The following is a 24,368-nucleotide window of genomic DNA, read 5'->3' as shown; positions in this document are numbered from 1 at the left end:
ATGGGAGGTGTGGGGATGAAAAAAACTGAAGAGATTAAAAAAACAATTGCTGATATCCTAGAGCTTCCCCAGGACATTGTACTGGATTTACCCAAAATTACCATGGTTGGTAATCTTCAGTTATATGTTGAAAATCATAAAGGAATAGTTGAGTATTCCAGTAATCGCGTACGAATATTTACTAAGTGCGGTGTTCTAAGGGTTATAGGTAAAAATCTACTTTTAAAGAATATTGTGCTGGAGGAGATTGTCATTGTAGGTGAGATCCGTGAAGTCGAATTTGACGATTAGGGAGTGAATGAATTGTTAATACTGAGACTATGGAATTATTTCAGGGGTTATGTTATCATAAACATAGAGGGTTTGAACCTTGAAAGATTTATAAACATGTGTATCGAAAAAAATATTTATCTGTGGAATATACAAAGAAAGAGTTATACCACATTAGAGGCAAGAGTAGGAATCAAGGGATTTAAGGATTTACGTAAAATAACTAGACGATGTGGGTGTAAAATATCTATTGCTAGAAAAAACGGTTATCCATTTTGGGCCCATAAAGTCAAAAAAAGAAAAATGCTTTTGACTGGAGCATTTTTTTCGTTACTATTAATTGTAGTCGCCTCCAGCTTTATATATTCTGTTGATATAATTGGTAATGAAAGAGTAGAAGAGGATTTAATTATTAACGCACTGGGGGAAATGGGATTAAAGCCTGGCGTAAATAGATATTCTGTCAATTTAAGAGAAATAGAAAATCAGATGTTAACAGAATTTCACCAGCTAGCTTGGGTAGGAATCGAGCTTAGGGGTATATATGCCAAGATAGAAGTTGTTGAAAAAATTCAACCACCTGAGATTATAGATAAAGATACCCCCTGCAACGTAATAGCGAAAAAAAATGGGGTTATAGAACGAATTATTGCAAGAAACGGTGATGCAGTAGTTGAAAAGGGAGACATCGTATCTGAAGGAGACCTATTAATCACTGGAATGGTACAGCGAGATAGTCTACAAAGTCCGTTATATGTGCATGCATATGGAGAAATATATGCAAGGACATATTACGATATAATAAAAAGTGTTTTCTTAACTGAAATAAAAAAAGAAAAGACAGGTGAAGAATATAGCCGTAAAATGCTGCGTATAGGACAAATGGAACTAACCTTTCATGGAGGGAAAGTTCCATTCGATAATTATATTCTTGAAAATGAAATTAAAACCATAACTCTATGGAGGAATATCAAACTGCCTGTAGAAATAATGATAGAAGATTATTATGAGGCGGTAGATATTGAAGAAAGGTTAGATATAGAAGAAGTGAAGATTAAAATGCATGATGAAGCAATTCATGAATTAATGGAGGAAATTCCACTTGAAGGAGAAATAACTAATACTATAATAGACTTCCAAAATACAGGAGATTTACTACAGGGTAAATTTACTATTGAGGTAATAGAGAACATAGCCCAGCAAAAGAAATTAGACATTGAGGAGGATTAACCTTTGACAAATTCACATCAGACCAGAATAGAAATAAAAAACACAGATTTTACAAGAGAGCTATGCGGAAACTTTGATAAAAATGTTAAACTAATTCAGTCTCTTTTAAACATTGATATTGTAATACGTGAGGGTGAAATTGTTATTTTAGGAGATGAAAAAAAAGTTAATAATGGAAAAAAGCTGATAGAAGAACTAATGACTGTTTATGAAAAGGGTGAAGGCTTAACAGTTCAGAATATAAGCTATGCCATTAATCTGATAACGGAAGGTCAGCAAAATAAAGTTAAGGAATTGGCTGCTGATGTTGTATTTGTAACAGATAAGGGTAAGCCTATTAAACCTAAGACAATTGGTCAGAAAAAATATCTTCAAGAAATTGAAAATAGAGACTTAACATTTGGAATTGGACCAGCAGGAACTGGGAAAACATATCTTGCTGTGGCTATGGCGGTAAAGGCTTTTAGGAATGAACAAGTCAATCGAATTATTTTAACAAGACCAGCCGTAGAGGCAGGTGAAAGACTAGGGTTTCTACCAGGTGATTTAAAAGACAAGGTAGACCCATATTTAAGACCGTTGTATGATGCTTTATTTGATATATTAGGTGTTGAGAAGTTTAATAAGTATATGGAAAGGGGAATGATTGAAGTTGCTCCTTTAGCATATATGAGGGGTAGGACATTAGATTATTCCTTTATTATTCTGGATGAAGCACAAAACACGACAATAGAGCAGATGAAAATGTTTCTAACGCGATTAGGATTTGGATCAAAAGCGGTAGTGACTGGTGATATTACTCAAATAGATTTGCCAGCAGGAAAATCATCAGGGCTAAAGAATGCTGCTGAGGTATTGAAAAATGTAGAAGATATAGGTATGGTTCATCTATCTGATAAAGACGTTGTTAGACATCCATTGGTGCAGAAAATTATTAAGGCGTATGAGCTTAATGAACATAAGCAATTGAAGAATACTGGGGACAAAGGAAAATGAAAAAAGTTCAGACCATAATAAATGCTTTAGATTATCTTTTAATAAAGCATTATTAACGGCTGGTAGGAGGAAAAAAATGGGAAAGTTAAAAGGTCTTAAAGCAAAGCTACCTGGTATTTCAAAGGGAAGTAGAAGAATTCAGCATATTTTACTAATCCTGTTATTCTTTGTAAGCATATTTTCAATATTAACTGCCAGCTTAAAGCCTGAGCAGTTTGATTTATCTGTTGGACAAAGAGCTCCAAGTGACATAAGAGCCTCAAAGGATATTGAAGATAAATGGTTAACTGATAAGCTTAAGGATGAGGCAGCAGAAGCACAGGAAATTCAATATAAGCTGGATCAATCTGTTCAAAGCGAGATAAAAAAAGACATTGAAAAATTCTTTACCTTGATATATGAAATTAGAGGTCAAGAAGAATTAAGCTTTATTGAACAAAGGATGTTGTTGGAAGAAAATGATTTAAATATAACTGGACCAAATTTAACATCTGCACTAGATTCACCCATCGAAAGAATAAAATATCTTGAGAATTATATATACGAGATAATTGCGCAAAATATGAATAATGGAATAAAAATAGAAGATTTACAGAAGGAAAAGAATAATATAAAGGATTACATTTTAGGAATTGATGATTTTGACGATTCTTTAAAAGATCTTTCAATAACTGTAATAAATGCTACTATTCGGCCTAACAAATTCTTAGATATCGATTTAACAGAACAAAAAAGACAAGCAGCTAGAGAAGACATAGAAAAAGTTATGATTCGTAAGGGAGATATAATTCTTAATGAAGGGGAAATTGTAACCTTCGACAGGCTAAGAATTATGCAGGAGCTTGGACTGTTGGTGGAAAATAGCAAGATAGATGTTATGCTATATACAGGAATTGCATCTATAGTATTGGTTATTATGCTTTTGATAATCGCATATATGTATGTATTTAACAAAGAATTGTTGGACAAACCAGGAAAGCTTTTTATGATTCTTATTATCATGGTTTTAACAATGATTATATCAAAGGCAATATCAATAATATCTATTTACTTAATGCCTGTAGCATTATCTGCTATGCTTTTATCTATCCTCATAGATGCTAGATTATCGTTACTAATAAATCTATGTCTAACAATACTGATAGGTATTATTACTGGTAATGATATAATGTTTATAGCAATGGCACTAATAGGTGGAACTGTAGGAGTATTTAGCATGATTAATACACAGCAAAGGGGAAATATTTTTATTGCTGGTATGATAGTTAGCTTAGCCAATATAATCACAATAATTGGTATTGGTTTTATTCATAGTAATGAAGTAATAAAGGTGTTAACCTTCGGCTTTTATGGTGTCCTTAATGGTGTATTTTGTGCAATATTAACAGTAGGATCATTACCGATGTGGGAGGGAATTTTTGATATTGTAACTCCTTTAAAGCTATTAGAATTATCTAACCCTAATCATCCACTGTTGAAGAAACTATTGATAGAAGCACCCGGAACCTATCATCATAGTATTATTGTTGGAAACCTTAGCGAGTCAGCGGCTGATGCAGTTGGAGGTAACTCTTTACTTGCTCGTACTGGAGCATTTTATCACGATATTGGAAAAACCAGTAGACCTTATTTCTTTAAGGAAAATCAACTGACATCTGATAATCCACATGATAATATTAATCCTTCCTTAAGCAGCTTGATTATTACTGGACACGTTAAGGAAGGTATTGAGCTGGCGGTCAAACATAAGCTACCACAGGAGATACAAGATTTTATATTAGAACATCATGGAGATACTTTAGTTGCATATTTTTATCATAAAGCAAAAAATATGGCTAATGGTGAAGAGGTAGAAGAGCAAACCTTTCGATATAGTGGTAGAAAACCACAAAGTAAGGAAACTGCTATTGTTATGATTGCTGACTCAGTTGAAGCTGCTGTAAGGAGTCTAACATCTCCCACTAAAGATAAAATAGAGAATATGATACACAAAATAGTTAAGGATAAATTAGAGGATGGTCAGCTGGAGGAAAGTAATCTAACCTTAAATGAGATTGAAAAAATAAAGCAATCCTTTATAAGTGTAATTATGGGGATTTTCCATGAACGGATTGCGTATCCAGATTTAGATCCAAAAGAATTGAAGGGAAGGAAAGCCCATGAGTCTAGTAGTTGATAATAGACAGAACACAATAATAGATGAATCGCTGATTATACTGATTGAGAAGGCAGTTGAAGAATCATTAAAATATGAAGGATGGGACTCATCTTATGAAGTTAGTCTATCCCTTGTTGACAATGAGGAGATACAAGAATTAAATAAAACCTATAGAGGGAAAGATTACTCTACAGATGTTTTATCTTTTCCAATGGTAGAGGATGAATATATGGTAGATACGGAAGAAAAGCTTCTTGGAGACATAGTATTATCAGTAGAAAAAGCATTGGAGCAGGCTGATGAATACGGACATTCCTTTAATCGTGAAGTGTGTTTTTTGGTGGTTCATAGTATGCTTCATCTTATGGGATACGACCACGAAATCGATAGTGAAAAAGAGATAATGAGAAAAAAAGAAGAAGCTATACTGTCGCTCTTAGGACAAGTGAGGCAGTAAAAGAGGTTGGATAAAATGAGAGTAAGAAAACTAATTGATAGCTTTAATTACGCTTTTGAAGGCATTATATATGCCTTCAAAACTCAGCGTAATATGAAAATACACTTCTTTGTAACAGTTATTATATTAACCTTAAGTCTATTTTTTGATCTTAGTAGAGTTGAAGTACTTATTTTACTATTAACTATTTCTTTAGTAATAATTGCAGAGATGATTAACACATCTATTGAGATGACAATAGACCTCATTACAGATCAGTACCATATATTCGCTAAAATTGCTAAAAACGTTGCCGCAGGTGCAGTATTAATTGCTGCCATAAACTCAGTTCTGGTTGCTTATTTTATTTTTTTTCATAGAATAAACCCTTATACACAAATGGTATTACATCATGTTAGGCAATCTCCCATTCATATTACCTTTATAATATTTATTGTAGTTGTGTTTACCACCATTGGATTAAAGGCATATTTTGGGAAAGGTACACCATTAAAGGGGGGAATGCCAAGTGGGCATGCTGCTGTTGCATTTGCACTGGCTACTGCCATGACATTTATATCAGAAAATATGTTTATTGCAACTTTATCAATTTTTATGGCTTTATTGGTTTGCCAAAGCAGGATAGAAGGTAAGATTCATAGCTTTTTTGAAGTCTTAGCTGGTGCATTTATTGGAATCATAATAGCTGTATTGTTTTTTCAAATATTCGGGTAATACATACTAATCTTTTTATGATGGGTGGGGATAGTTTGTGGAAAGACATTCGTAAAACTTTTTTTACAGGTTTATTAGTGATTCTACCTATGGCTTTAACAATGATTTTAATTATTTGGATATTTAATAGAGTTGATATTATTTTTAGGGAGCCTATAGAAAATATAATTGGCTTTAGAATTTATGGTCTTGGAGTTTTAATAACACTAGTGTTGGTGTTTTCTGCCGGTATAATTGCACGAAATTATTCTGGATATAAAATGATTACTTTTACGGAGATTATACTACGAAGAATACCACTAGTAAGAACACTTTATTTTTCTATTAAACAATTAACAGAAACTCTTTATGGTAGTAAAAATACAGCCTTTAGGCAGGCTGTTTTAATAGAATATCCTTCAAAAGGTATATATACAATTGGATTCATTACCTCTGATGCAGCAGAAGAAATACAAGAAAAAACCGATGAAAATGTGGTGGGATTATTTATTCCTACTACACCTAATCCAACCTCAGGCATGTTTGTAATGGTATCAAAGAATGAAGTAGTACCCTTAAATATGACTGTTGAAGAGGCTGTAAAGCTTATTGTGTCTGGGGGCATTGTAAAACCAGGTCAAAAAAATCAGTAAAAGATAAACCCAATAGAGAAAGGATAGATTTCAATGATGACATATTTTAGTAAAACCACTTTATTTTTTATTATTATATTGATGGTTTTAAACACCTTTGGATGTAGTAAGAAGCCCCAAGAAGAGGAGGAAATGGAGCCTGTCATTGAAATCGGAAGTCCCGAAGTTCAGAAGGAGGGAAGCCCATCACCTCTAAGTGGACTTTACTTTCCAGATGAAAAGGTGCAAAGGAGACCCTTGGCAATTGTTTTTGATAACCATGGTCAAGCAAGACCACAAGCTGGTTTAATTGATGCAGAAATAGCATATGAATTTTTAGCAGAAGGAGATATCACCAGATACCTTGGAATATTTCTAGCCAATGAACCTGAAACAATTGGGGGTATAAGAAGTGCTAGATCCTATCTTATTGAAAGAGCATTGGAATTTGATGCTATGTTTGTTCATGTAGGCGGTAGTCCACAGGCATTTAAAGATTTAGATACATATAAGGTGAACAATATAAATGCAATGAATAGGGGGAGCGATGTATTTTGGCGAAAGAACCACAAGGTAGCCCCCCATAATATGTATAGCAGCCATGATGCCTTACGTAAGGCGGCTGAAAATAGCAAATATAGATCCGAAATGGAGGCAGAAGCATGGAGCTTCCATGAAGATATAGAGGAAATTGAGGGTGAAATTGCATCAGAAATACAAATTTATTATAGTAGACCGTATCAACCATCATTTAAGTTTAATGAGGAAGAAAAAATATATTATAGATATTATAACGGACAGCCTCATGTCGATGAAATCACAAATGAACAGCTTACTGCCACCAATATAATTATTCAAACAGTCAATGCTAAAGTGGTTGATAAAGAGCTAAGACTTCAGATGGATACCATTGGGGAAGGTAAAGGTTTATATATAACAAATGGTAAAGTAATTAATATTACTTGGAAGAAGGAAAGCTATAAAGGGCAAACAAAGTTTTTTGATATGGATGGAAACGAATTGATTATGAATCCTGGTAAAACATGGATTCAAATTATAAAAAATTTAGATACAGTGACAATTCTATAATTTTGGAGGAGATATAAGTGACAGATAAGGAATTATTAAAAAAAGCAATAGAAGCTAGGGATTTTGCATATGTTCCCTATTCAAAATTTCCAGTAGGGGCTGCTGTTTTAACAAAGTCAGGTAAGATTTATAAAGGATGTAATATAGAATGTGCATCATATGGTGGTACCAATTGTGCAGAAAGAACAGCTATTTTTAAAGCCATATCAGAGGGTGATAAGGACATAGAAGCTATTGCAGTTATAGGAGATATGGAAAACTATACATATCCATGTGGTATTTGTAGACAGGTTATTACCGAATTTGGAAAAGATATTAAAATGATTATTGGAAAATCCGAGAATGAATACAAGGTTTATAGTATTTCAGATCTTTTCCCACATTCATTTTCACCAGATGACTTAAATAAAAATGGAGGTTTATAAAAAATGCCATTCAAATCCGGATTCGTAACAATTATCGGCAGACCAAATGTTGGAAAATCTACATTAATGAATCAGCTTATAGGCGAAAAGATAGCTATTATCTCAGACAAACCTCAAACAACTAGAAATAAGATTCAGTGTGTTTATACAGGAGAAGATTTTCAAATTGTATTTCTTGATACGCCTGGTATACATAAGCCTAAGCATAAGCTAGGGGAATATATGGTTAAGGTGGCTAAAGAAACTTTAAGAGAAGTTGATATAGTTCTATTTGTCGTAGATGAAGGTAATCAAATAGGGCCTGGAGATCGATTTATAATGGAACAGCTTGAAGGAATTCAGACACCTGTAATTCTTGTTATGAATAAGATAGACAAGATGAAACAGGAGGAATTCAATAAACTATATGAAGCTTATAAGAGTACAGGAATATTTCATGATATTATTGGTATCTCTGCTCTAGAAGGTGCTAACCTAAACTCTCTTATAAGTAAAATCGAAGCTCTATTGGAAGAGGGGCCCCAATATTTTCCTTCTGATATGATAACAGACCAACCAGAAAGGCAAATTATTGCAGAAATAATTAGAGAGAAAATATTACATTATACTGAGCAGGAGATACCCCATGGTGTGGCTGTTGAAGTATCTATGATGAAGCAAAGGGAACAACAGGATATTATAGATATTCATGCAACAATCTATTGTGAAAGAAAGACCCATAAGGGAATAATTATTGGAAAAGGCGGTAGAAAGCTTAAGGGCATTGGAAAAAGTGCTAGAGAAGATATTGAAAAACTGTTGGGCTCTAAGATTTACCTGGAAATGTGGGTAAAGATTAAAGAAGATTGGAGAAATAGTGGAAGCATACTAAAGGGTTTCGGATACGACTAAAAATGAATATAATAATTACATAATTTACAATGAATTAAAGTCCCCTTAATACAAAAAATAAGCTTGATATTAAAAAAAGGAAAGGGGACTTAATTATGCTATGTAAGATTTTTTGGAATGTCTTTGAAAAAACAGGAAGCATTGAAGCATATTTGTATGAAAGCTGTTATCATAATTTGAATTTAAAGAGAGAGTCTAATAAAATAGAGCTTACAAAGGCAGCAAATGATAATGAATAATGATGTGTTAAAAACGGGGGAACAATAATGCTTATAAAAACAGAGGGGTTTGTTATAAAAAACCGGAAATATAGTGAAAATGATAGCTTGCTTGCTATCTTCACTAGAAAAGCCGGGAAGATAAATGCTATTGCTAAGGGAGCCAGAAAACCAAAAAGCAATCTACTTGCTGGTATTCAGCCCTTCTGTTATAGCGATTTTGTTCTTTATAAGGGAAGAAATCTTTATACTGTAAGCCAGTGTGAACCTAAGCAAATATTCTACACCATAAGAGAGGACCTTAATAGATTAGCTTATGGATCTTATGTGTTAGAGTTGACTGAAACAGTAACTACAGAAGGACAAACGAATAATAGACTTTTTAATTTATTAGGGAAAACGCTACATATATTGGCGAAGGAAGACATAGAAATTAATACTGTCATTAGAGCCTTTGAACTTAAATTTTTAGTCTATTCAGGATACCGACCTAGCTTAAACAGTTGTGTTTCCTGTGGTAGCAAAGAAATTGCCAATATACGATTTAGCTTTAAAGAGGGAGGCATTATTTGCCCTCAATGTGTACAGACAGATCCCTTTGCAGTTAAAATCTCTGATGTAACAATTAAACTTGCTGATTACTTGCTTCACAAGGATATCATGGAAATACAAAAATTAAAAATTCATGATTCTCTCAATAATCAACTTAAAAAATTAATAAAAAAATACATAATGACTCATATTAATAAATATGAGTTTAAGAGCTTAGAAATAGTTGATAAATTATGAGAAGGAGAGGAAGTCAATGGATATTAATCTTGAAAAAATTGATATTCTTAGGGAGCGTACGGGAGTTTCTTATAAGGAAGCAAGAGAAGTACTAGAAGAAACTAATGGAGATCTTGTAGAGGCATTAATTAAGCTGGAGGAAAAAAGCGATAAGAATTGGTATGACACAATAAATGTTACTGGTAATGATGTAATAGAGAAGCTAAAGGCGATTATAAAAAAAGGAAATGTAACTCGAGTTATACTAAAAAAAGATGGAGAAATAATGCTAAACATACCTGTTACAGCTGGTGCTATTGGGGTTGTACTAGGGCCATTGGTATCTATAGTGGGGGTTTCTGCTGCTATAGCATCTAGAGCCACAATTGAAATAGTAAAGAATAATGGTGAAGTTGTTGATATTAATGACATGGCAGAGGAAAAAATCAATGAATTCAAGTCAAAGATGAAGCCAAAGGATACTTCAACAGATGAAATTACTGAAGATATAGAGGAAACTTTAGACAAAATAGATGATGGAGCAGACTTTTAAACAACAACTATTGACAATTCATAAATAATTTGCTAAATTATAAAGAAAACTAAGTTTAATTACAAAATTTTATAAAGCTTTGATAAAGAGGAGTAATTAATAAAACTGCAATAGCGAGTTGGAGAAGGTGAAAGTCCAATACAGTTTGTTAATGAAGGGCGCTTTTGAGCTTGAATAACTAAGTGGGTATTTAATACCAACTAGGGTGGAACCGCGGAAGATAAGTCTTTCGTCCCTAACCATAGGGATGGAGGGCTTTTTTATTTTTATTTAAAATAAAGTAGGAGGAGATAATTATGGCAGAGGTAACAATGGAAAAAATAGTGTCATTGGCAAAATCAAGAGGATTTGTATTTCCTGGCTCGGAGATTTACGGAGGATTAGCAAATACGTGGGATTATGGTCCATTAGGTGTGGAATTAAAGAATAATATAAAAAAGGCTTGGTGGAAAAAGTTCATTCAGCAAAGTCCTTATAATGTTGGACTTGATTCTGCAATACTAATGAATCCTCAAACATGGGTTGCATCAGGACATGTTGGCGGATTTAATGATCCTTTAATGGATTGTAAAAAGTGTAAGGCTAGATTCAGAGCTGACAAATTGATTGAAGAACATGCCTTAAATAAGAAGGAAGAAATTATCGTTGATGGATGGGACAATGCAAGAATGAGATCATTTATTGACGATGAAGGTATTGTTTGTCCAGAATGTGGAGCAAAGGACTTTACAGATATTCGTCAGTTTAACTTAATGTTCAAAACCTTTCAAGGGGTAACGGAGGATACCAGCACAGAAATATTTTTAAGACCTGAAACAGCCCAGGGAATTTTTGTTAACTTTAAGAGTATTCAACGTTCATCAAGAAAAAAGGTTCCTTTTGGTATCGGACAAATTGGCAAATCCTTTAGAAATGAGATTACACCTGGTAATTTTATATTTAGAACAAGAGAGTTTGAACAAATGGAGCTTGAATTCTTCTGCAAGCCCGGAGAAGATTTAGAATGGTTCAGTTATTGGCGTGATTTTTGTAAAAACTGGTTATTAGGCTTAAATATGAAGGAAGATAGTATTAGGTTAAGGGAGCATTCTGATGAAGAATTATCTCATTATAGCAATGCAACAACAGATATAGAGTATAAATTTGCCTTCGGATGGGGTGAGCTTTGGGGAATTGCAGACCGTACAGACTACGATTTAAAACAGCACAGTCAGCACTCCGGCGTGGACTTTACATACATTGACCCAATAACTAATGAGAGATATGTACCCTACTGTATAGAGCCTTCAGTTGGAGTAGAACGCTTAACCCTTGCATTTTTAGTTGATGCCTATAATGAAGAAGAGGTTGCAGAGAACGATACTAGAGTAGTATTAAAGCTTCATCCTGCCTTGGCACCCTTTAAAGCAGCAATATTTCCATTAACAAAAAAGCTTAAGGATGCATCAATGGAGATATATGAAACCTTGGCTTCAAAATATATGGTTGACTATGATGATGCAGGCAGCATAGGAAAGCGTTATAGAAGACATGATGAAATAGGTACACCCTTCTGCATAACTGTAGATTTTGATACCTTAGAGGATAACTGTGTAACAATAAGGCATAGGGATTCAATGGAACAGGAGAGAATAGCGATAGAGGAATTAGAAGCATATCTAGATGAAAGACTAAAATATTAACTTTTATTTGGAATCTTAAAATCAGCTGAATTAATTCAGTTGATTTTTTTTATAGACTCTGAAAGACAAATGTTGATATCTACAAAAGTATTATATACTAATGAAATACTCTATGATTATCCAATATTATTAACAAGTATAAAATAAAAAAAAGGGATGTAGGCACTTAAGATAGAAATAGTAATAAGTACAATAATTTAATCTTATTAGTATAAGGAGGCATTTTATGCTCATTATTGTTTTTTTTATATTAGTTTTTTATCTTATTAGTGAGAACAACAAAAAAATTGATAAATTGGCAAGATTAATTAGGAACAAAGATCTTTTTATAGAAAATCAAGATGTAGAAAGCTTACTAAAGCTTAAATCTATGGGCTTATTCAATGATGAAGAATTAGAAAGAATAACAGCCTTCACCAATCTATCCACTGAAAAAGAAACTCTTATCAAGCTATATAGTAGCGGTTTATTATCTAGAGAAGAACTATTAAAAAAAGTAGCCTTACTATCTGAAATGCAAGAAAACAATTATAATTTAGAAGATAGTAAGCTACATATATTAAGAAATAAACTAGGTAATAAAGATGTTGTTAGATTTGCAGAGGATAGGGGAAGAACTTGGATGTGTGTTTGTGGATCGGAAAATAGAATAGAAGAAAAATTATGTAAAGAATGTCTTAAGAATCAAAAATACATTTTAGAAAATTGTACTAAAGACAATATATAATATATTCTTGTTTTAAAAGCCTATTATTAGAAGTAAATAGTAATAGGTTTTTTTATTGAAAATTTTTTGTTATATTAGGTGAATATAAAAAAAAGTATGGCAAATGCTACAATAATATGATAAATTATTATATATAATATAGCACAATTACAATTAGCATAACACAATAAAGGGGTGGTACAAATAGAACTATCAAAAAGACAGCAAAGGATAATAGAAATAGTTAAAGAACAGGAACCCATTACTAGTGAGAATATTGCCAGTATTTTAAGTGTCACTAGGGCTACATTAAGACCCGATTTAGCTATTTTAACAATGTCGGGTATTTTGGATGCCAGACCTAAGGTAGGTTATTTTTATTCTGGAAAAACAGAGATAAATCTATTCTCTCAAGAAATAAAAAATATCAAGGTTAGTGATATTATGTCTGTTCCTGTTATTGTAACTGAAAATACATCAGTCTATGATGCTATAGTTAGTTTGTTTTTAGAGGATGTTGGTACAATATTTGTAGTTTCAAATGGCTACTTAATGGGGGTTGTTTCTAGAAAAGATTTATTGAAGGCTACGTTAGGTGGGAATGATATTAATAAGGTACCAGTTGCCATGATCATGACTAGAAGTCCAAATATTATCACCATCATAAAGGATGATAACGCTTTAAATGCAGCTATAAAGATTATAGACCATGAAGTAGATAGCTTACCGGTGGTGGAGAAAATAATCAAGGATGAAAAGGAACAATTGAAAATAGTAGGTAAGGTTTCTAAGAGTAATATAACAAAATTGTTAGTAGAAATATGCAAAGGAGGGTCATAATGAGTAAAAATAATTTAGTAATCTATATAATATCCGATTCCATAGGAGAAACGGCAGAGCAGGTTGCTAGAGCTGGGATTAGTCAGTTTAGCTTAGAGGAATACGAAATAAGAAGATTTCCATACATTACAGATAGACAACAAATAATGGAGATGCTAGAGGAAGCTAAGCAAGAACAAGCAGTAATAGTTTTTACTATGGTTGTGGAAAGCTTAAAGAATATCTTAATTGAAGAAGCTGATAAGAATAACATTCCATGGATTGATATAATGACACCTGTTATTGATTCTATGAGTAAGGTGTTACATAATTCCCCCCGCAGAGAACCTGGCTTAATTAGACGTTTAGATGAAAGATATTTCAGAAAAGTAGAAGCAATTGAATTTGCAGTTAAATATGATGATGGTAAAGATCCAAGAGGTTTAAAAAAAGCAGATCTAGTATTAATAGGAATATCTAGAACATCTAAAACACCACTAAGTATGTATCTTGCTCATAAAAATGTAAAGGTTGCTAATGTACCATTGGTTCCAGAGGTTCCACCTCCTAAGGAACTATATAATGTGCCTTCAAAAAAAATCATTGGGCTTACAACAAATCCAATGAAGCTAATTGAGATACGACAAGAAAGACTGAAAGCACTGGGATTAAAGCATGAGGCAAATTATGCAAGTATGGATAGAATACTTGAAGAATTAGATTTCGCAGAGGAAATCATGAAAAAATTAGGTTGTCCAGTAATCGATGTATCTTCTAAGGCAGTAGAAGAAAGTGCCAGTATAATTCTTGAAATATTTAGGGAAATTGGTTATAAAATTGGAAATGGAAAATAAGCAGGAGGTGGGCGACATGAAAAAATTTGTATACGATTTTATGGAAGGCTCAATGGACTTAAAACCTTTATTGGGAGGTAAAGGAGCCAATTTAGCTGAAATGACGAGAATAGGCTTGCCAGTACCTTCAGGATTTACTGTTACTACAGAAGCCTGTAATGAATATTATGTTAAGAACACAGTGCTATGGGATGAGCTAAAACAGGAAATTTTCCAGCATTTGAGCTACTTAGAAGAATCATCAGGAAAGCGTTTTGGAGATATTCATAATCCATTATTGGTATCTGTTAGATCAGGTTCAGTATTTTCTATGCCAGGAATGATGGATACTATACTTAATCTAGGCTTGAATGATGAATCGGTGGAGGGATTAGCAAAGGTAACCAATAACGAGAGATTTGCCTATGATAGCTATCGTAGATTTATTCAAATGTTTGGAGACGTAGTTTTACATATAGGTAAGTACAAGTTTGATACTGTTTTAGAAAAAAGAAAACAAGAAAAGCAAGTGGAAAATGATATAGATTTAACCTCAGAGGATTTAAAATTTTTAACAGATGAGTTTAAAAAGATAATTGAAAGAGAAGTTAAACACAAGTTTCCTCAAGATGTTAAACAGCAGCTATTGATGGCAATTGAAGCTGTTTTTAAATCATGGAATAATCCACGGGCTAAGGTATATAGAAGAATAAATGATATTCCTGATCACTTAGGGACAGCTGTGACTATTCAGATGATGGTATTTGGTAATATGGGAGAAACCTCTGGTACAGGAGTTGCCTTCACAAGAAATCCTTCAAATGGTGAAAAAAAGCTATTTGGTGAGTTTTTAATGAATGCTCAGGGAGAGGACGTTGTAGCAGGTATTCGTACTCCACAGGAAATACAAGCCCTGAATGAAAAAATGCCCGACGCCTACAATAAATTTATAGAATTATGTGAGTTACTAGAAAAGCATTATATGGATATGCAGGATATAGAGTTTACAATTGAAAGAGGTGAACTATATATTTTACAGACCCGTAATGGTAAAAGAACAACCAATGCTGCAATTAATATAGCTGTTGATATGGTCGATGAAGGGTTGATATCCAAGAAGGAAGCAATAATGAGGGTAGACCCACAACAGTTGGATCAGTTGCTTCATCCAACCTTTGATGAAGAAGACCTGAAAAATGCAGAAGTTATTACTAGAGGCTTACCCGCCTCTTCGGGTGCATCCTATGGCAAGATATATTTTTCTCCAGAGGATGTGGTAAAGGCCAATAGTAGTGGAGAAAAAGCAATACTTGTACGTCATGAAACATCACCTGAGGATATTGAAGGAATGGTGGCTTCCGTTGGTATTTTGACAGCAAGGGGAGGTATGACATCACATGCGGCTGTAGTAGCAAGGGGTATGGGGAAATGCTGCGTTGCAGGAGCAGGAGAGGTTAAAATCGATGAAGCTTCAAGAATCTTCAAGGTTAGAGATCAAGTTTTTCATGAAGGAGATTATATATCCTTGAACGGAAATACTGGAGATGTTTATAGTGGTGAAATAAAAACAGAGAATCCACAGCTGACAGGGAATTTCCAAATATTTATGGGATGGGCAGATCAATATAGAAGGCTTAAAATTAGAACTAATGCAGATACCCCAAGAGATACAAAGCAGGCCTTGGAGTTTGGTGCAGAAGGGATAGGACTTTGTAGAACTGAGCATATGTTCTTTGATGATACTAGAATACCAGTGGTTCGTCGAATGATTTTATCTAGAACCATAGAACAACGCAAAAAAGCTTTAGATTTACTACTTCCAATGCAACGACAAGATTTTAAAGAAATATTCGAAGCCATGGGAGAAAAACCTGTAACCATTAGACTCCTTGATCCTCCACTACATGAATTTTTACCCCATGAGGAGGAGGATATTAGAGCTTTAGCAAAAGGTATGGAGATATCATATCAGCAAATAAAGGAAGTAGTAAGTGATTTAAAAGAGTTCAATCCAATGCTGGGGCATCGTGGCTGTAGATTGGCAATAACCTATCCAGAAATCTATCAAATGCAGGTACAGGCAATAATAGAAGCTGCTGTAGAGCTGAAAAAGGAAAAGGGGCTTGAAGTTGTTCCAGAGATTATGGTTCCATTAGTAGGAGAATTAAAAGAATTACAATATGTTAAAGATATTATAACTAAAACAGTAGATGAAATAATTGAAGATAGTGGAGTAGACATTAAATACTTAGTTGGTACAATGATTGAGGTACCACGGGCAGCAATTACTGCTGATGAAATTGCTAAGGATGCAGAATTCTTCTCCTTTGGTACAAATGATTTAACACAGATGACCTATGGCTTCTCTAGGGATGATGCTGGTGCTTTTATTAAAGAATATGTCGACAAAAACATATTAGAAAAAGATCCCTTCCAAAGGATTGACCGAGATGGTGTTGGAAAACTGATGGAAATAGCAGTTGATTTAGGTAAAAAGACTAGAGCTGATCTTAAAATTGGCATATGTGGTGAGCATGGAGGAGAGCCAAATTCAGTAGAATTTTGCCATATGTTAAATTTAGACTATGTATCTTGTTCACCTTATAGAGTGCCTATAGCAAGGCTAGCAGCAGCCCAGGCGGCGATTAACAACAAAGACAAATTAAAATAAGACTTGCAAGCTATAAAGATAACTTTTGAAATGTTGAAAAATCAAAGTTAGATAGAATGCATACAAAATGATGGCGGGGTATTGTCTATTGATAATTCGATAGACAATACCCATTTTTTTATAATTTTTATCATTTTGGAATAAAAAATACTGATAAAAATAAGTATTATGAAACACATTTAACTTAATTATGGCAGGTTTAACTTTAAAAAAAGTAATAAACTAGAAAGGTAGTATGTTTTTCTTATTGATGCTGCAAATTAACATGTTAATTTGCGTTGTTATTTAAGAATATTTGGTTTATAATAATTATAAGGAGTGATGAAAAATGCCAAATATTAAACCAATATCAGATCTGAGAAATTATACAGAAGTATTAAAAGAGGTATCCTACAATAAGCCGGTATACCTTACCAGAAATGGAAGAGGTGAGTATGCAATTATTAAAGTGGAAGAACTTGATAAGCTCCGTGCAATGGTTAGGCTTATGGCACAGCTTGAGGAAGGGGAAAAATCAGCTAGAGAGAAAGGGTGGCTTTCTGCAGATGAAGTAGAAGCTTCATTAGGATTATAGTATGTGGAAAGTAGACTACTCACCGAAGGCTCTGGAGGATTTACAGAGTATCAAGGCATATGTAATTGAGAATTTTGGCGTTGATACTGCCCATAAGGCTCTAGGTAAGATTACAGCCAGCGTTAGGAGATTAGAGGAATATCCTCTTTTAGGAATGTCGTTGGGAAAAATGATTGATGTTTCTACTGATTATATGCATATTTTCATTGAAATGTATTATGTGTTTTACAGAATCGAAGGTAATATAGTGAAGATTGTCAGAGTTCTAAATGAACGACAGGATTTTATGAAGATACTTTTTGAAATTCATACAAGCTTTGAAGAGGATGAAGATTGCTGATTACATGAAGTATTCCATAATGTGAAAAAACGCAGGGAAATTGAACCTTATTTTGTTACTTTCAAGTGGTCTGAGTGGTATGTCTTTGGATACTGTAAATTAAGGCAAGATTTTAAGCTTTTTAAACTTAATAGAATTAGTCATCTGAAAACAATCAATAATCAGTTCACTCGTAGAGATATCCCCAGGGAAAAACTTGATTTTAATATCTATTTTCAAAGTGAACAAAAAACAATTACTATTCTCATCGACCGATCCGTTGAATATCAAATTGTTGATAGCTATGGTGCAGACTCCTATGAAATTACCGAGGATAACCGTATAAAATTTCATCTCGTATACACTAATCATCATTACGCAATGGATTTTATACAGAGCCTCGGTGATAAAGCATATGTGATATCATCACAATCGATAATTGATGAACTGAAAGCTAATGCACAAAATATTTTAAAAATGTATAAATGAACATGACATACTGTTGTCATGTTCATTTTGTTATGATGTTTAAGTAAAGTGGTAGCTTAATGATGATCTAATGCTTATTATAAAAAAGATTAGGAGGAGATGTAAATATGAAAAAGTATAGAGTGATTAAAAATAGAAAAACCAGTTCAGAAAAACCAATAATTTTATTTAAGGATGAAAGAGTTATATGCGGTGAGGAGTCCAGTGAAGATAGCGGTTGGACTGGTTGGATATATTGTAAAAGTCAAAATAATGAAGGATGGGTTTCGAAACAAATAATCAATAGAAATGATAATATTGGTATTGTACTAGAAGATTATGATGCAAGAGAATTTGATATAGAAATAGATGAAATTATAATTATGGATAAGATATTAAATGGTTGGATATGGGGAGCTAAAAAAGATAATTTGGGTACAAAGGGATGGGTTCCCCTAAATCATGTAGAAGAGTTTACTGAAATTAACAAGCCATGCCATCTTAATTGGTAGGGTGTTTGAGGGTGTAAATAATTCTGTGTATAAAGAGAAGATCGAATATATCCAATCTGACAAGAGATAACGGATTAGAAAACTAACTATTAAATTAGATTTGAGTATATAATCTTCAGAAAATATAAAGAAAAAGTTTTTCAATGCATATATTGTAGATATGAGTTTATATGCTACTCGATGATTATTTTATGTTGAACGGTTTTAATAAATATTAAATTTTAATTGTTTAAGATTATATAAACTTCATAAGATTATTTATATAGTGCGGGGTTACACTTAAACAAGTGAAAACGTCTAAATGATTATCCGTTGTTTTTCGTTATAGTGTAAAATTTTTAGAATAAATCTTGGCATTGTTTCTGATGTCATATTCCCATATACTTATCTTGTAAGTGAAAGGCCATTCCTTAACATAATTTTGAAAGAGGTGTGTAAAAATGAAACCAACTCAAAAAGAATTAACAGATTGGGCTATTACTCAAATACAAGAGAAATATAAGGACGATATTGCTCTGCTCATAGGGATTTCAGGGCATTCATTAGAAAATGACTGTCATGGTGAGTGCTTTGATTACTTTGTACCTGCAAATGAAAATGGAAATAAGCTAGCACAGACTTTTATCATTGATGGTGTTGGCCATGACTTGTATCCCCGTTCATGGAAACGCATAGAGAACATGGCAGAATTCAATGACGATTTTACAAATGGTTTAGCGGATGCAAAAATTCTGTATTCGCGCAACGAAGAAGATAAAAAGCGTTTTGTTGAGTTTCAGATAAAACTGATGGCAAACCTTAAGAATAAAGATTTTATGTTCAAGAAAGCTCTAGGAAAATTGGATACAGCTATGGATATTTACCGCACAATGATGTTTGAAGATTCACTTTATAAGGTGAAGATGGGAGCAGGCTTTATAGCCCGTTATTTATCCATTGCAGTTGCATGCATCAATGAAACATTCTTTAAACAGCGGCTTGATTTGGAGACTGTAGAGTTGTCACAGATGGAAGAAATACCAGATGATTTTATTACTTATTTTGAGGAGATTGTCAAAGCAAAATCTGTTGAAGAGTTGAAGAAGCTTTGTTATGAGATCATTAGTACCTCCCGGAAGTTTATCGCAGAACATAAGCCATCCAAGGTTGAAGAGTTAAAAACGCCTATTTATAAAGATTTGGCGGCATGGTATGAGGAAATGTCGCTGACATGGCGGAGAATTTATAATCATTGTGATACTCATAATTATCAAAGGGCCTTTCCAGATGCACTTAATTTGCAACACGAGCTTAACATTATCAAAGAGGAGTTTGGACTTCAGGAAATGGATTTACTCGGGAGCTTTGATGCGACGAATTTAAGTGGACTTAAGCAAAGGGTGCAGGAGTTGGAAAGATATATAGTTTCTGAGATTGAGGGCCACGGTGTTGCTATAAATAAATATGATACGCTGGAGCAATTTTTAGCGAAAAACAGTTAGCGAGGTGCATTCAATGAAATATAGAAATGCATCAGACATTTTACCGGATGAATTGCTCAAAGAGATACAGAAATATGCCGCGGGTGAAACTCTGTATATTCCAAGCAATATAGAACGCAAGAAGTGGGGGCATGATACTGGGGCAAGAATGTTTTACAAACAGCGAAATGACGAAATTCAAAATAGATTTTTTAACAAAGCAAGCATTGAAGAACTTGCTGAGGAATACTATCTTTCACCGGAAACAGTCAAGAAGATAGTATACAAATAATATGCCCAGTACATGATTTTATAACCACATATGTTTTTTATTAGAAGTGTTCCATAATGTGAAAATGGTGATTCGTCTATTTTGATAGCAGCGGCACAGGCGACGATTAACAACGAGGGCCAATCGAAGTAAGGCATAAAACAATAATTTTTTAGTAAAGTTTTTTCAATTATGTTGAAACTAATAATACTACAAAATAAAGGTGTTGGAATCAGTTTTTTAAGCTCCAACACCTTATTTTTATTAATTTAATAGAATAATTCTTGCCACAGTTACCATACAATTATATAATTGTGTGGTAGAAAAGGATGTGATAATATGCCTGTAAATTCATTTGAAAATTACCCCATGACTTGGAAACCTGTTTTAGATACAGTTAAACCATTATATCGCTCTTTAGCAAATCAACTGGAACAGGATATTATAAATGGAAGGATACTTCCAGGAACTAAATTACCACCCTATAGGGAACTAGCTGATTTTTTAGACATAAATGTAAGCACAGTTACAAAGGCTTTTAAGGTGTGTATATTAAAAGGCCTAATAAGCACAACTGTGGGAAGTGGTGCATTTGTTTCCTTTGATGCCCTTTCAAATGCTTATTTGCTCACTGATGGAAAACCAAAGAATATAATTGAAATGGGAGCTACTATCCCGGAACCAGCCTCTTATGAACCACTCATGGCACAATTTAAAAACATAGTGAGTGAATCTGACCTTATAAAATACTTCAGATATAACAGACCTGGAGATGTTCTATGGCAGAAAGATGCAGCAGTAAAATTTATGCTTAAGGGTGGTTATACTACAAATATCGAGACTATTTTATTTGCTAGTGGTGGCCAAAACGCTATCACAGCTGCACTTATTGGTTTATGTCAGCATGGAGATAAGATTGGTACTGACCCCCACACTTATTCTGGCTTAAAAACAACCGCCAGTATGCTTGGTATTCAACTAGTGCCTATTAAATATAAAGGGTTAGTAATGGATGAAAATGCACTGATATATGCCTGTAAAAATGAAAATTTAAAGGGTATTTATTTGATACCAGACTATCAAAATCCAACTACCCATATTATGTCCATTGAAGGCAGAAAAGCTTTAGCTAGAATTGCTAAAGAGAACAATATTTTTATTATCGAGGATGCTGCTTATAGTCTGATGCATGAAAAGCCAATACCAGCTGTAGCATCATTTGCACCGGAGAATACAATCTATATAGCCAGTATGTCTAAAGCCATTGGTCCTGGCCTCCGTTTAGCTTATGTATCAGTTCCCCTAAAGTATAAAAAACCTCTATCTAATGCACTTTATAATATGAATATATCTGTTTCTCCATTGATGGCAGAATTAGCTGCTCGTATGATTGTGTCAAATCAATTTGATACTATTATTCAAAGCCACAGGAAGAACACAATTGAAAGAAATCAATTGGTTAATGATTATTTATCTGAATATGATTGTCTCGGTGAAAAAACCTGTATTTTTAGGTGGCTTAAACTACCAGGAAAAACATCAGCCACAGACTTTGAAGCATTGGCCTTGAAGCATTGTGTTCAAGTGTATGGGGCAGATCGATTTGCAGTTGGTAATAGTAATCCTGAAAAAGCAGTTCGTTTGTCTATTTGTGCACCTGAAACCATAGAAGAGTTAGAAAAAGGCTTGAAAACTTTGAGGAAGTTACTGAGTTCCATTAAACAATAAAACGAAATTGTACGCCATACAATTATTAGATTGTATGGCGTATTTGCATGTGATAGCATAGGTTTCAAGATAAATGTTTGTATATAAAGGAGTTGCATATTATGAAGACATTTGGTTTTGCTGTAAAGCAAATAATACCTTTGATATTTTCATATGTTTTTGTAGGAATTGCATTTGGAATTCTAATACATGAAGCAGGGTATTCAGTTCTCTGGGCTTTTTTATCAGGAGCTTTCATTTATGCAGGTTCTATGCAGATTGTTATGGTTTCTCTTATGACCTCTGGTGTACCGCTAATTATGATTGGGATTATGACATTCTTTATCAATGCAAGACACATTTTCTATGGTATAGGATTTGTGGCTAAGTTTAGTAAGATGGGCTGGAAGTATCCTTATATGGTTTTAACACTAACCGATGAAACATATTCAGTATTCTGCTCCATCAAATATCCAGAGAATATGGATGAGGAAAAAGTAGACTTTTATATTGCTCTAATATGCCATGTGCTGTGGATTATCAGTTGCACAATTGGTGCTTTGGCTGGTGAAATGCTATTCTTTGATATGAAGGGGATTGAATTTTCTGCTACGGCATTTTTTGTTGTGGTCTGTGTCAATCAATACTATCAATTTGATTCCCATATCCCTGTTATCACAGGGTTTGTCAGTGCTATTGTATTCTATTTTCTATTAGGATCAGACTACTTTATACTTCCTGCATTATCGGTTAGTTTAATTATACATACCATCATGAAGGAGCGTATAGACATTCAAATGGGAGGAATGAATTATGACAATTGAACTTGGATTTTCTACTTTAATTCTTATTGTAGTTGCATCAATAACAGGCCTCACTCGTGCTATACCCTACTTTTTGTTTGGTGGAAAGAAAGAACTTCCCAAAACCGTTCACTATCTTGGCACAGTATTACCTGCATCGATAATGATTATTCTAGTGGTTTACTGTCTAAGAAACATTAACTTCACCACTTTCCCCTTTGGTATGGGGGAATTACTTTCAGTTGGCATTGTCATAGCTGCACAAGTCACAAAAAAAAATGCTTTTCTCAGTATCTTTCTTGGAACAGCCTGTTATATGATTTTGATTCGTACGGTGTTGCCCATATGATATAAATTTAATCGGAGAAGATGAAAATCTTTTAATATCAATCATTACAATAAGTGTCCTAGAATAGTAAAAAACGGTGATTGGTCTATTTTGCTAGCGGTAACCTAGGCGGCGATAAAGCATCAAGGGTCAATCAAATAATAGGACAAATGATAAAGCCTAGCTTAAAAAGCTTTACAGCATAGACATTTGCGATTAACTATAATATGAAAAAAATAGGGTATTACACATGAAATCGGTAATTTCAAGTGTAATACCCTATTTCATTTAAATACTGTGTCTACAGAATTAATTTAGTCTAAAGTGTTGTCGATGGAGTAAATTATTATAGTATTATTGTCTCCATAAAAGATAAGAAAGATTTTTTTATATTGCCATTGACAAAGTAGTCTACAAATTGTAAACTGAAAGCAACACTGGTCTAATGTTTGTAGACTGAAAGGGGCTTGGATATGAAAGAATATAGACTTACTGATATGGAGACTAAATTTGCTGATATTATCTGGCAACATGAACCTATTCCATCAGGTATATTGGTAAAGTTGTGTTATGCAGAGCTTGACTGGAAAAAATCAACCACCTATACTATGCTAAAACGTCTTGAGGTTAAAGAAATCTTTGAAAATGATAATGGCATGGTGAAATCACTAATAACAAAAGATGATTTTTATGCTGAGCAAAGCAAGCAATTTGTAGAACAAAACTTTGGATCACTACCAAAGTTTTTAGCTGCATTCTCAAGAAGTAAAAAAATGAGTGATAAGGAAATTGATGTGTTACAAAGGTTAATCAATGAACATAAGGAGGAATAGGT

The 24,368-nt window shown here is 33.6% G+C and carries 28 protein-coding genes and 1 other annotated feature; all 28 genes read left to right on the top strand.

Going from position 1 to position 24,368, the window contains the following annotated elements; genetic code table 11:
* Window positions 1-15: 15 nt before the first annotated feature.
* The 28 genes from yqfC (at window position 16) to BLP68_RS02425 (ending at window position 24,366) form a co-directional block, all read left to right on the top strand.
* Window positions 16-291: a sporulation protein YqfC gene (yqfC, locus tag BLP68_RS02555; protein WP_091539657.1), complete on the top strand. Its 276-nt coding sequence runs from the start codon at window positions 16-18 to the stop codon at window positions 289-291.
* A 12-nt stretch (window positions 292-303) separates the two neighbouring features.
* Window positions 304-1,500: a sporulation protein YqfD gene (yqfD, locus tag BLP68_RS02550; RefSeq protein ID WP_091539655.1), complete on the top strand. Its 1,197-nt coding sequence runs from the start codon at window positions 304-306 to the stop codon at window positions 1,498-1,500.
* Window positions 1,501-1,503: 3 nt separating this feature from the next.
* Window positions 1,504-2,496 carry a PhoH family protein gene (locus BLP68_RS02545; protein ID WP_091539653.1) on the top strand — a complete coding sequence of 331 codons (993 nt, stop codon included), beginning with the start codon at window positions 1,504-1,506 and terminating at the stop codon, window positions 2,494-2,496.
* Window positions 2,497-2,572: 76 nt separating this feature from the next.
* Window positions 2,573-4,672, top strand: a complete 2,100-nt coding sequence (locus BLP68_RS02540) for an HD family phosphohydrolase (protein WP_091539651.1) — start codon at window positions 2,573-2,575, stop codon at window positions 4,670-4,672.
* Window positions 4,656-5,111 carry an rRNA maturation RNase YbeY gene (ybeY, locus tag BLP68_RS02535; RefSeq protein WP_091539648.1) on the top strand — a complete coding sequence of 152 codons (456 nt, stop codon included), beginning with the start codon at window positions 4,656-4,658 and terminating at the stop codon, window positions 5,109-5,111. Before BLP68_RS02540 ends, ybeY begins: the two co-directional genes overlap by 17 nt.
* Before the next feature lie 15 nt (window positions 5,112-5,126).
* Window positions 5,127-5,825, top strand: coding sequence for a diacylglycerol kinase (locus tag BLP68_RS02530; RefSeq protein ID WP_091539644.1), 699 nt, complete (start codon window positions 5,127-5,129; stop codon window positions 5,823-5,825).
* A 35-nt stretch (window positions 5,826-5,860) separates the two neighbouring features.
* Window positions 5,861-6,457, top strand: coding sequence for a DUF502 domain-containing protein (locus BLP68_RS02525; protein WP_176758836.1), 597 nt, complete (start codon window positions 5,861-5,863; stop codon window positions 6,455-6,457).
* Between the two features lie 33 nt (window positions 6,458-6,490).
* Window positions 6,491-7,525, top strand: a complete 1,035-nt coding sequence (locus tag BLP68_RS02520; protein ID WP_091539638.1) for a DUF3048 domain-containing protein — start codon at window positions 6,491-6,493, stop codon at window positions 7,523-7,525.
* A gap of 17 nt (window positions 7,526-7,542) precedes the next feature.
* The gene (locus BLP68_RS02515; RefSeq protein WP_091539636.1) at window positions 7,543-7,950 is read left to right on the top strand and encodes a cytidine deaminase; all 408 of its coding nucleotides are present in this window, start codon (window positions 7,543-7,545) and stop codon (window positions 7,948-7,950) included.
* 3 nt (window positions 7,951-7,953) lie between these two features.
* Window positions 7,954-8,841 carry a GTPase Era gene (gene era, locus BLP68_RS02510; protein WP_091539634.1) on the top strand — a complete coding sequence of 296 codons (888 nt, stop codon included), beginning with the start codon at window positions 7,954-7,956 and terminating at the stop codon, window positions 8,839-8,841.
* 95 nt (window positions 8,842-8,936) lie between these two features.
* Entirely contained in the window at window positions 8,937-9,080 is a 144-nt protein-coding gene (locus BLP68_RS21360) for a YqzL family protein (RefSeq protein ID WP_143003041.1), read from the top strand.
* 27 nt (window positions 9,081-9,107) lie between these two features.
* Window positions 9,108-9,848: a DNA repair protein RecO gene (gene recO / locus BLP68_RS02505; protein WP_091539632.1), complete on the top strand. Its 741-nt coding sequence runs from the start codon at window positions 9,108-9,110 to the stop codon at window positions 9,846-9,848.
* A gap of 16 nt (window positions 9,849-9,864) precedes the next feature.
* On the top strand, window positions 9,865-10,380 hold the full coding sequence (locus tag BLP68_RS02500) for a DUF4342 domain-containing protein (RefSeq protein WP_091539629.1): 516 nt from the start codon (window positions 9,865-9,867) through the stop codon (window positions 10,378-10,380).
* Between the two features lie 70 nt (window positions 10,381-10,450).
* Window positions 10,451-10,620, top strand: a binding site (T-box leader).
* 56 nt (window positions 10,621-10,676) lie between these two features.
* The gene (locus BLP68_RS02495; protein WP_176758835.1) at window positions 10,677-12,062 is read left to right on the top strand and encodes a glycine--tRNA ligase; all 1,386 of its coding nucleotides are present in this window, start codon (window positions 10,677-10,679) and stop codon (window positions 12,060-12,062) included.
* Window positions 12,063-12,288: 226 nt separating this feature from the next.
* On the top strand, window positions 12,289-12,789 hold the full coding sequence (locus tag BLP68_RS02490) for a hypothetical protein (protein WP_091539625.1): 501 nt from the start codon (window positions 12,289-12,291) through the stop codon (window positions 12,787-12,789).
* Window positions 12,790-12,963: 174 nt separating this feature from the next.
* Window positions 12,964-13,608, top strand: a complete 645-nt coding sequence (locus BLP68_RS02485; protein WP_091539623.1) for a transcriptional regulator CcpN — start codon at window positions 12,964-12,966, stop codon at window positions 13,606-13,608.
* On the top strand, window positions 13,608-14,441 hold the full coding sequence (locus BLP68_RS02480; RefSeq protein ID WP_091539621.1) for a pyruvate, water dikinase regulatory protein: 834 nt from the start codon (window positions 13,608-13,610) through the stop codon (window positions 14,439-14,441). The genes BLP68_RS02485 and BLP68_RS02480 overlap by 1 nt, the downstream gene beginning before the upstream one ends.
* A gap of 16 nt (window positions 14,442-14,457) precedes the next feature.
* Complete coding sequence (gene ppdK, locus BLP68_RS02475; protein ID WP_091539619.1) at window positions 14,458-17,091, top strand: pyruvate, phosphate dikinase; 2,634 nt, start codon at window positions 14,458-14,460, stop codon at window positions 17,089-17,091.
* Window positions 17,092-17,419: 328 nt separating this feature from the next.
* On the top strand, window positions 17,420-17,665 hold the full coding sequence (locus tag BLP68_RS02470) for a type II toxin-antitoxin system prevent-host-death family antitoxin (RefSeq protein ID WP_091539617.1): 246 nt from the start codon (window positions 17,420-17,422) through the stop codon (window positions 17,663-17,665).
* Window position 17,666: 1 nt separating this feature from the next.
* Window positions 17,667-18,005: a type II toxin-antitoxin system RelE/ParE family toxin gene (locus BLP68_RS02465; RefSeq protein WP_091539614.1), complete on the top strand. Its 339-nt coding sequence runs from the start codon at window positions 17,667-17,669 to the stop codon at window positions 18,003-18,005.
* A 21-nt stretch (window positions 18,006-18,026) separates the two neighbouring features.
* A complete protein-coding gene (locus BLP68_RS02460) occupies window positions 18,027-18,473 on the top strand; it encodes a helix-turn-helix transcriptional regulator (RefSeq protein WP_091539612.1) in 447 nt (148 codons plus the stop codon).
* A 107-nt stretch (window positions 18,474-18,580) separates the two neighbouring features.
* Window positions 18,581-18,964: an SH3 domain-containing protein gene (locus BLP68_RS02455; protein WP_091539610.1), complete on the top strand. Its 384-nt coding sequence runs from the start codon at window positions 18,581-18,583 to the stop codon at window positions 18,962-18,964.
* A 440-nt stretch (window positions 18,965-19,404) separates the two neighbouring features.
* Window positions 19,405-20,445: a hypothetical protein gene (locus BLP68_RS02450; RefSeq protein WP_091539608.1), complete on the top strand. Its 1,041-nt coding sequence runs from the start codon at window positions 19,405-19,407 to the stop codon at window positions 20,443-20,445.
* Between the two features lie 13 nt (window positions 20,446-20,458).
* The gene (locus BLP68_RS02445) at window positions 20,459-20,716 is read left to right on the top strand and encodes a CD3324 family protein (RefSeq protein WP_091539605.1); all 258 of its coding nucleotides are present in this window, start codon (window positions 20,459-20,461) and stop codon (window positions 20,714-20,716) included.
* A gap of 318 nt (window positions 20,717-21,034) precedes the next feature.
* The gene (locus tag BLP68_RS02440; protein WP_091539602.1) at window positions 21,035-22,423 is read left to right on the top strand and encodes an aminotransferase-like domain-containing protein; all 1,389 of its coding nucleotides are present in this window, start codon (window positions 21,035-21,037) and stop codon (window positions 22,421-22,423) included.
* Window positions 22,424-22,524: 101 nt separating this feature from the next.
* Complete coding sequence (locus BLP68_RS02435; protein ID WP_091539601.1) at window positions 22,525-23,226, top strand: AzlC family ABC transporter permease; 702 nt, start codon at window positions 22,525-22,527, stop codon at window positions 23,224-23,226.
* The gene (locus tag BLP68_RS02430; RefSeq protein ID WP_091539598.1) at window positions 23,216-23,554 is read left to right on the top strand and encodes a branched-chain amino acid transporter permease; all 339 of its coding nucleotides are present in this window, start codon (window positions 23,216-23,218) and stop codon (window positions 23,552-23,554) included. The genes BLP68_RS02435 and BLP68_RS02430 overlap by 11 nt, the downstream gene beginning before the upstream one ends.
* Window positions 23,555-24,006: 452 nt before the next feature.
* Window positions 24,007-24,366: a BlaI/MecI/CopY family transcriptional regulator gene (locus BLP68_RS02425; RefSeq protein WP_091539596.1), complete on the top strand. Its 360-nt coding sequence runs from the start codon at window positions 24,007-24,009 to the stop codon at window positions 24,364-24,366.
* Window positions 24,367-24,368 lie beyond the last annotated feature (2 nt).

It is taken from the genome of Alkaliphilus peptidifermentans DSM 18978, assembly GCF_900101495.1.
GTDB classification, from domain to species: Bacteria; Bacillota; Clostridia; order Peptostreptococcales; family Natronincolaceae; genus Alkaliphilus_C; species Alkaliphilus_C peptidifermentans.
This window is presented reverse-complemented; position numbering and strand designations above follow the sequence as displayed.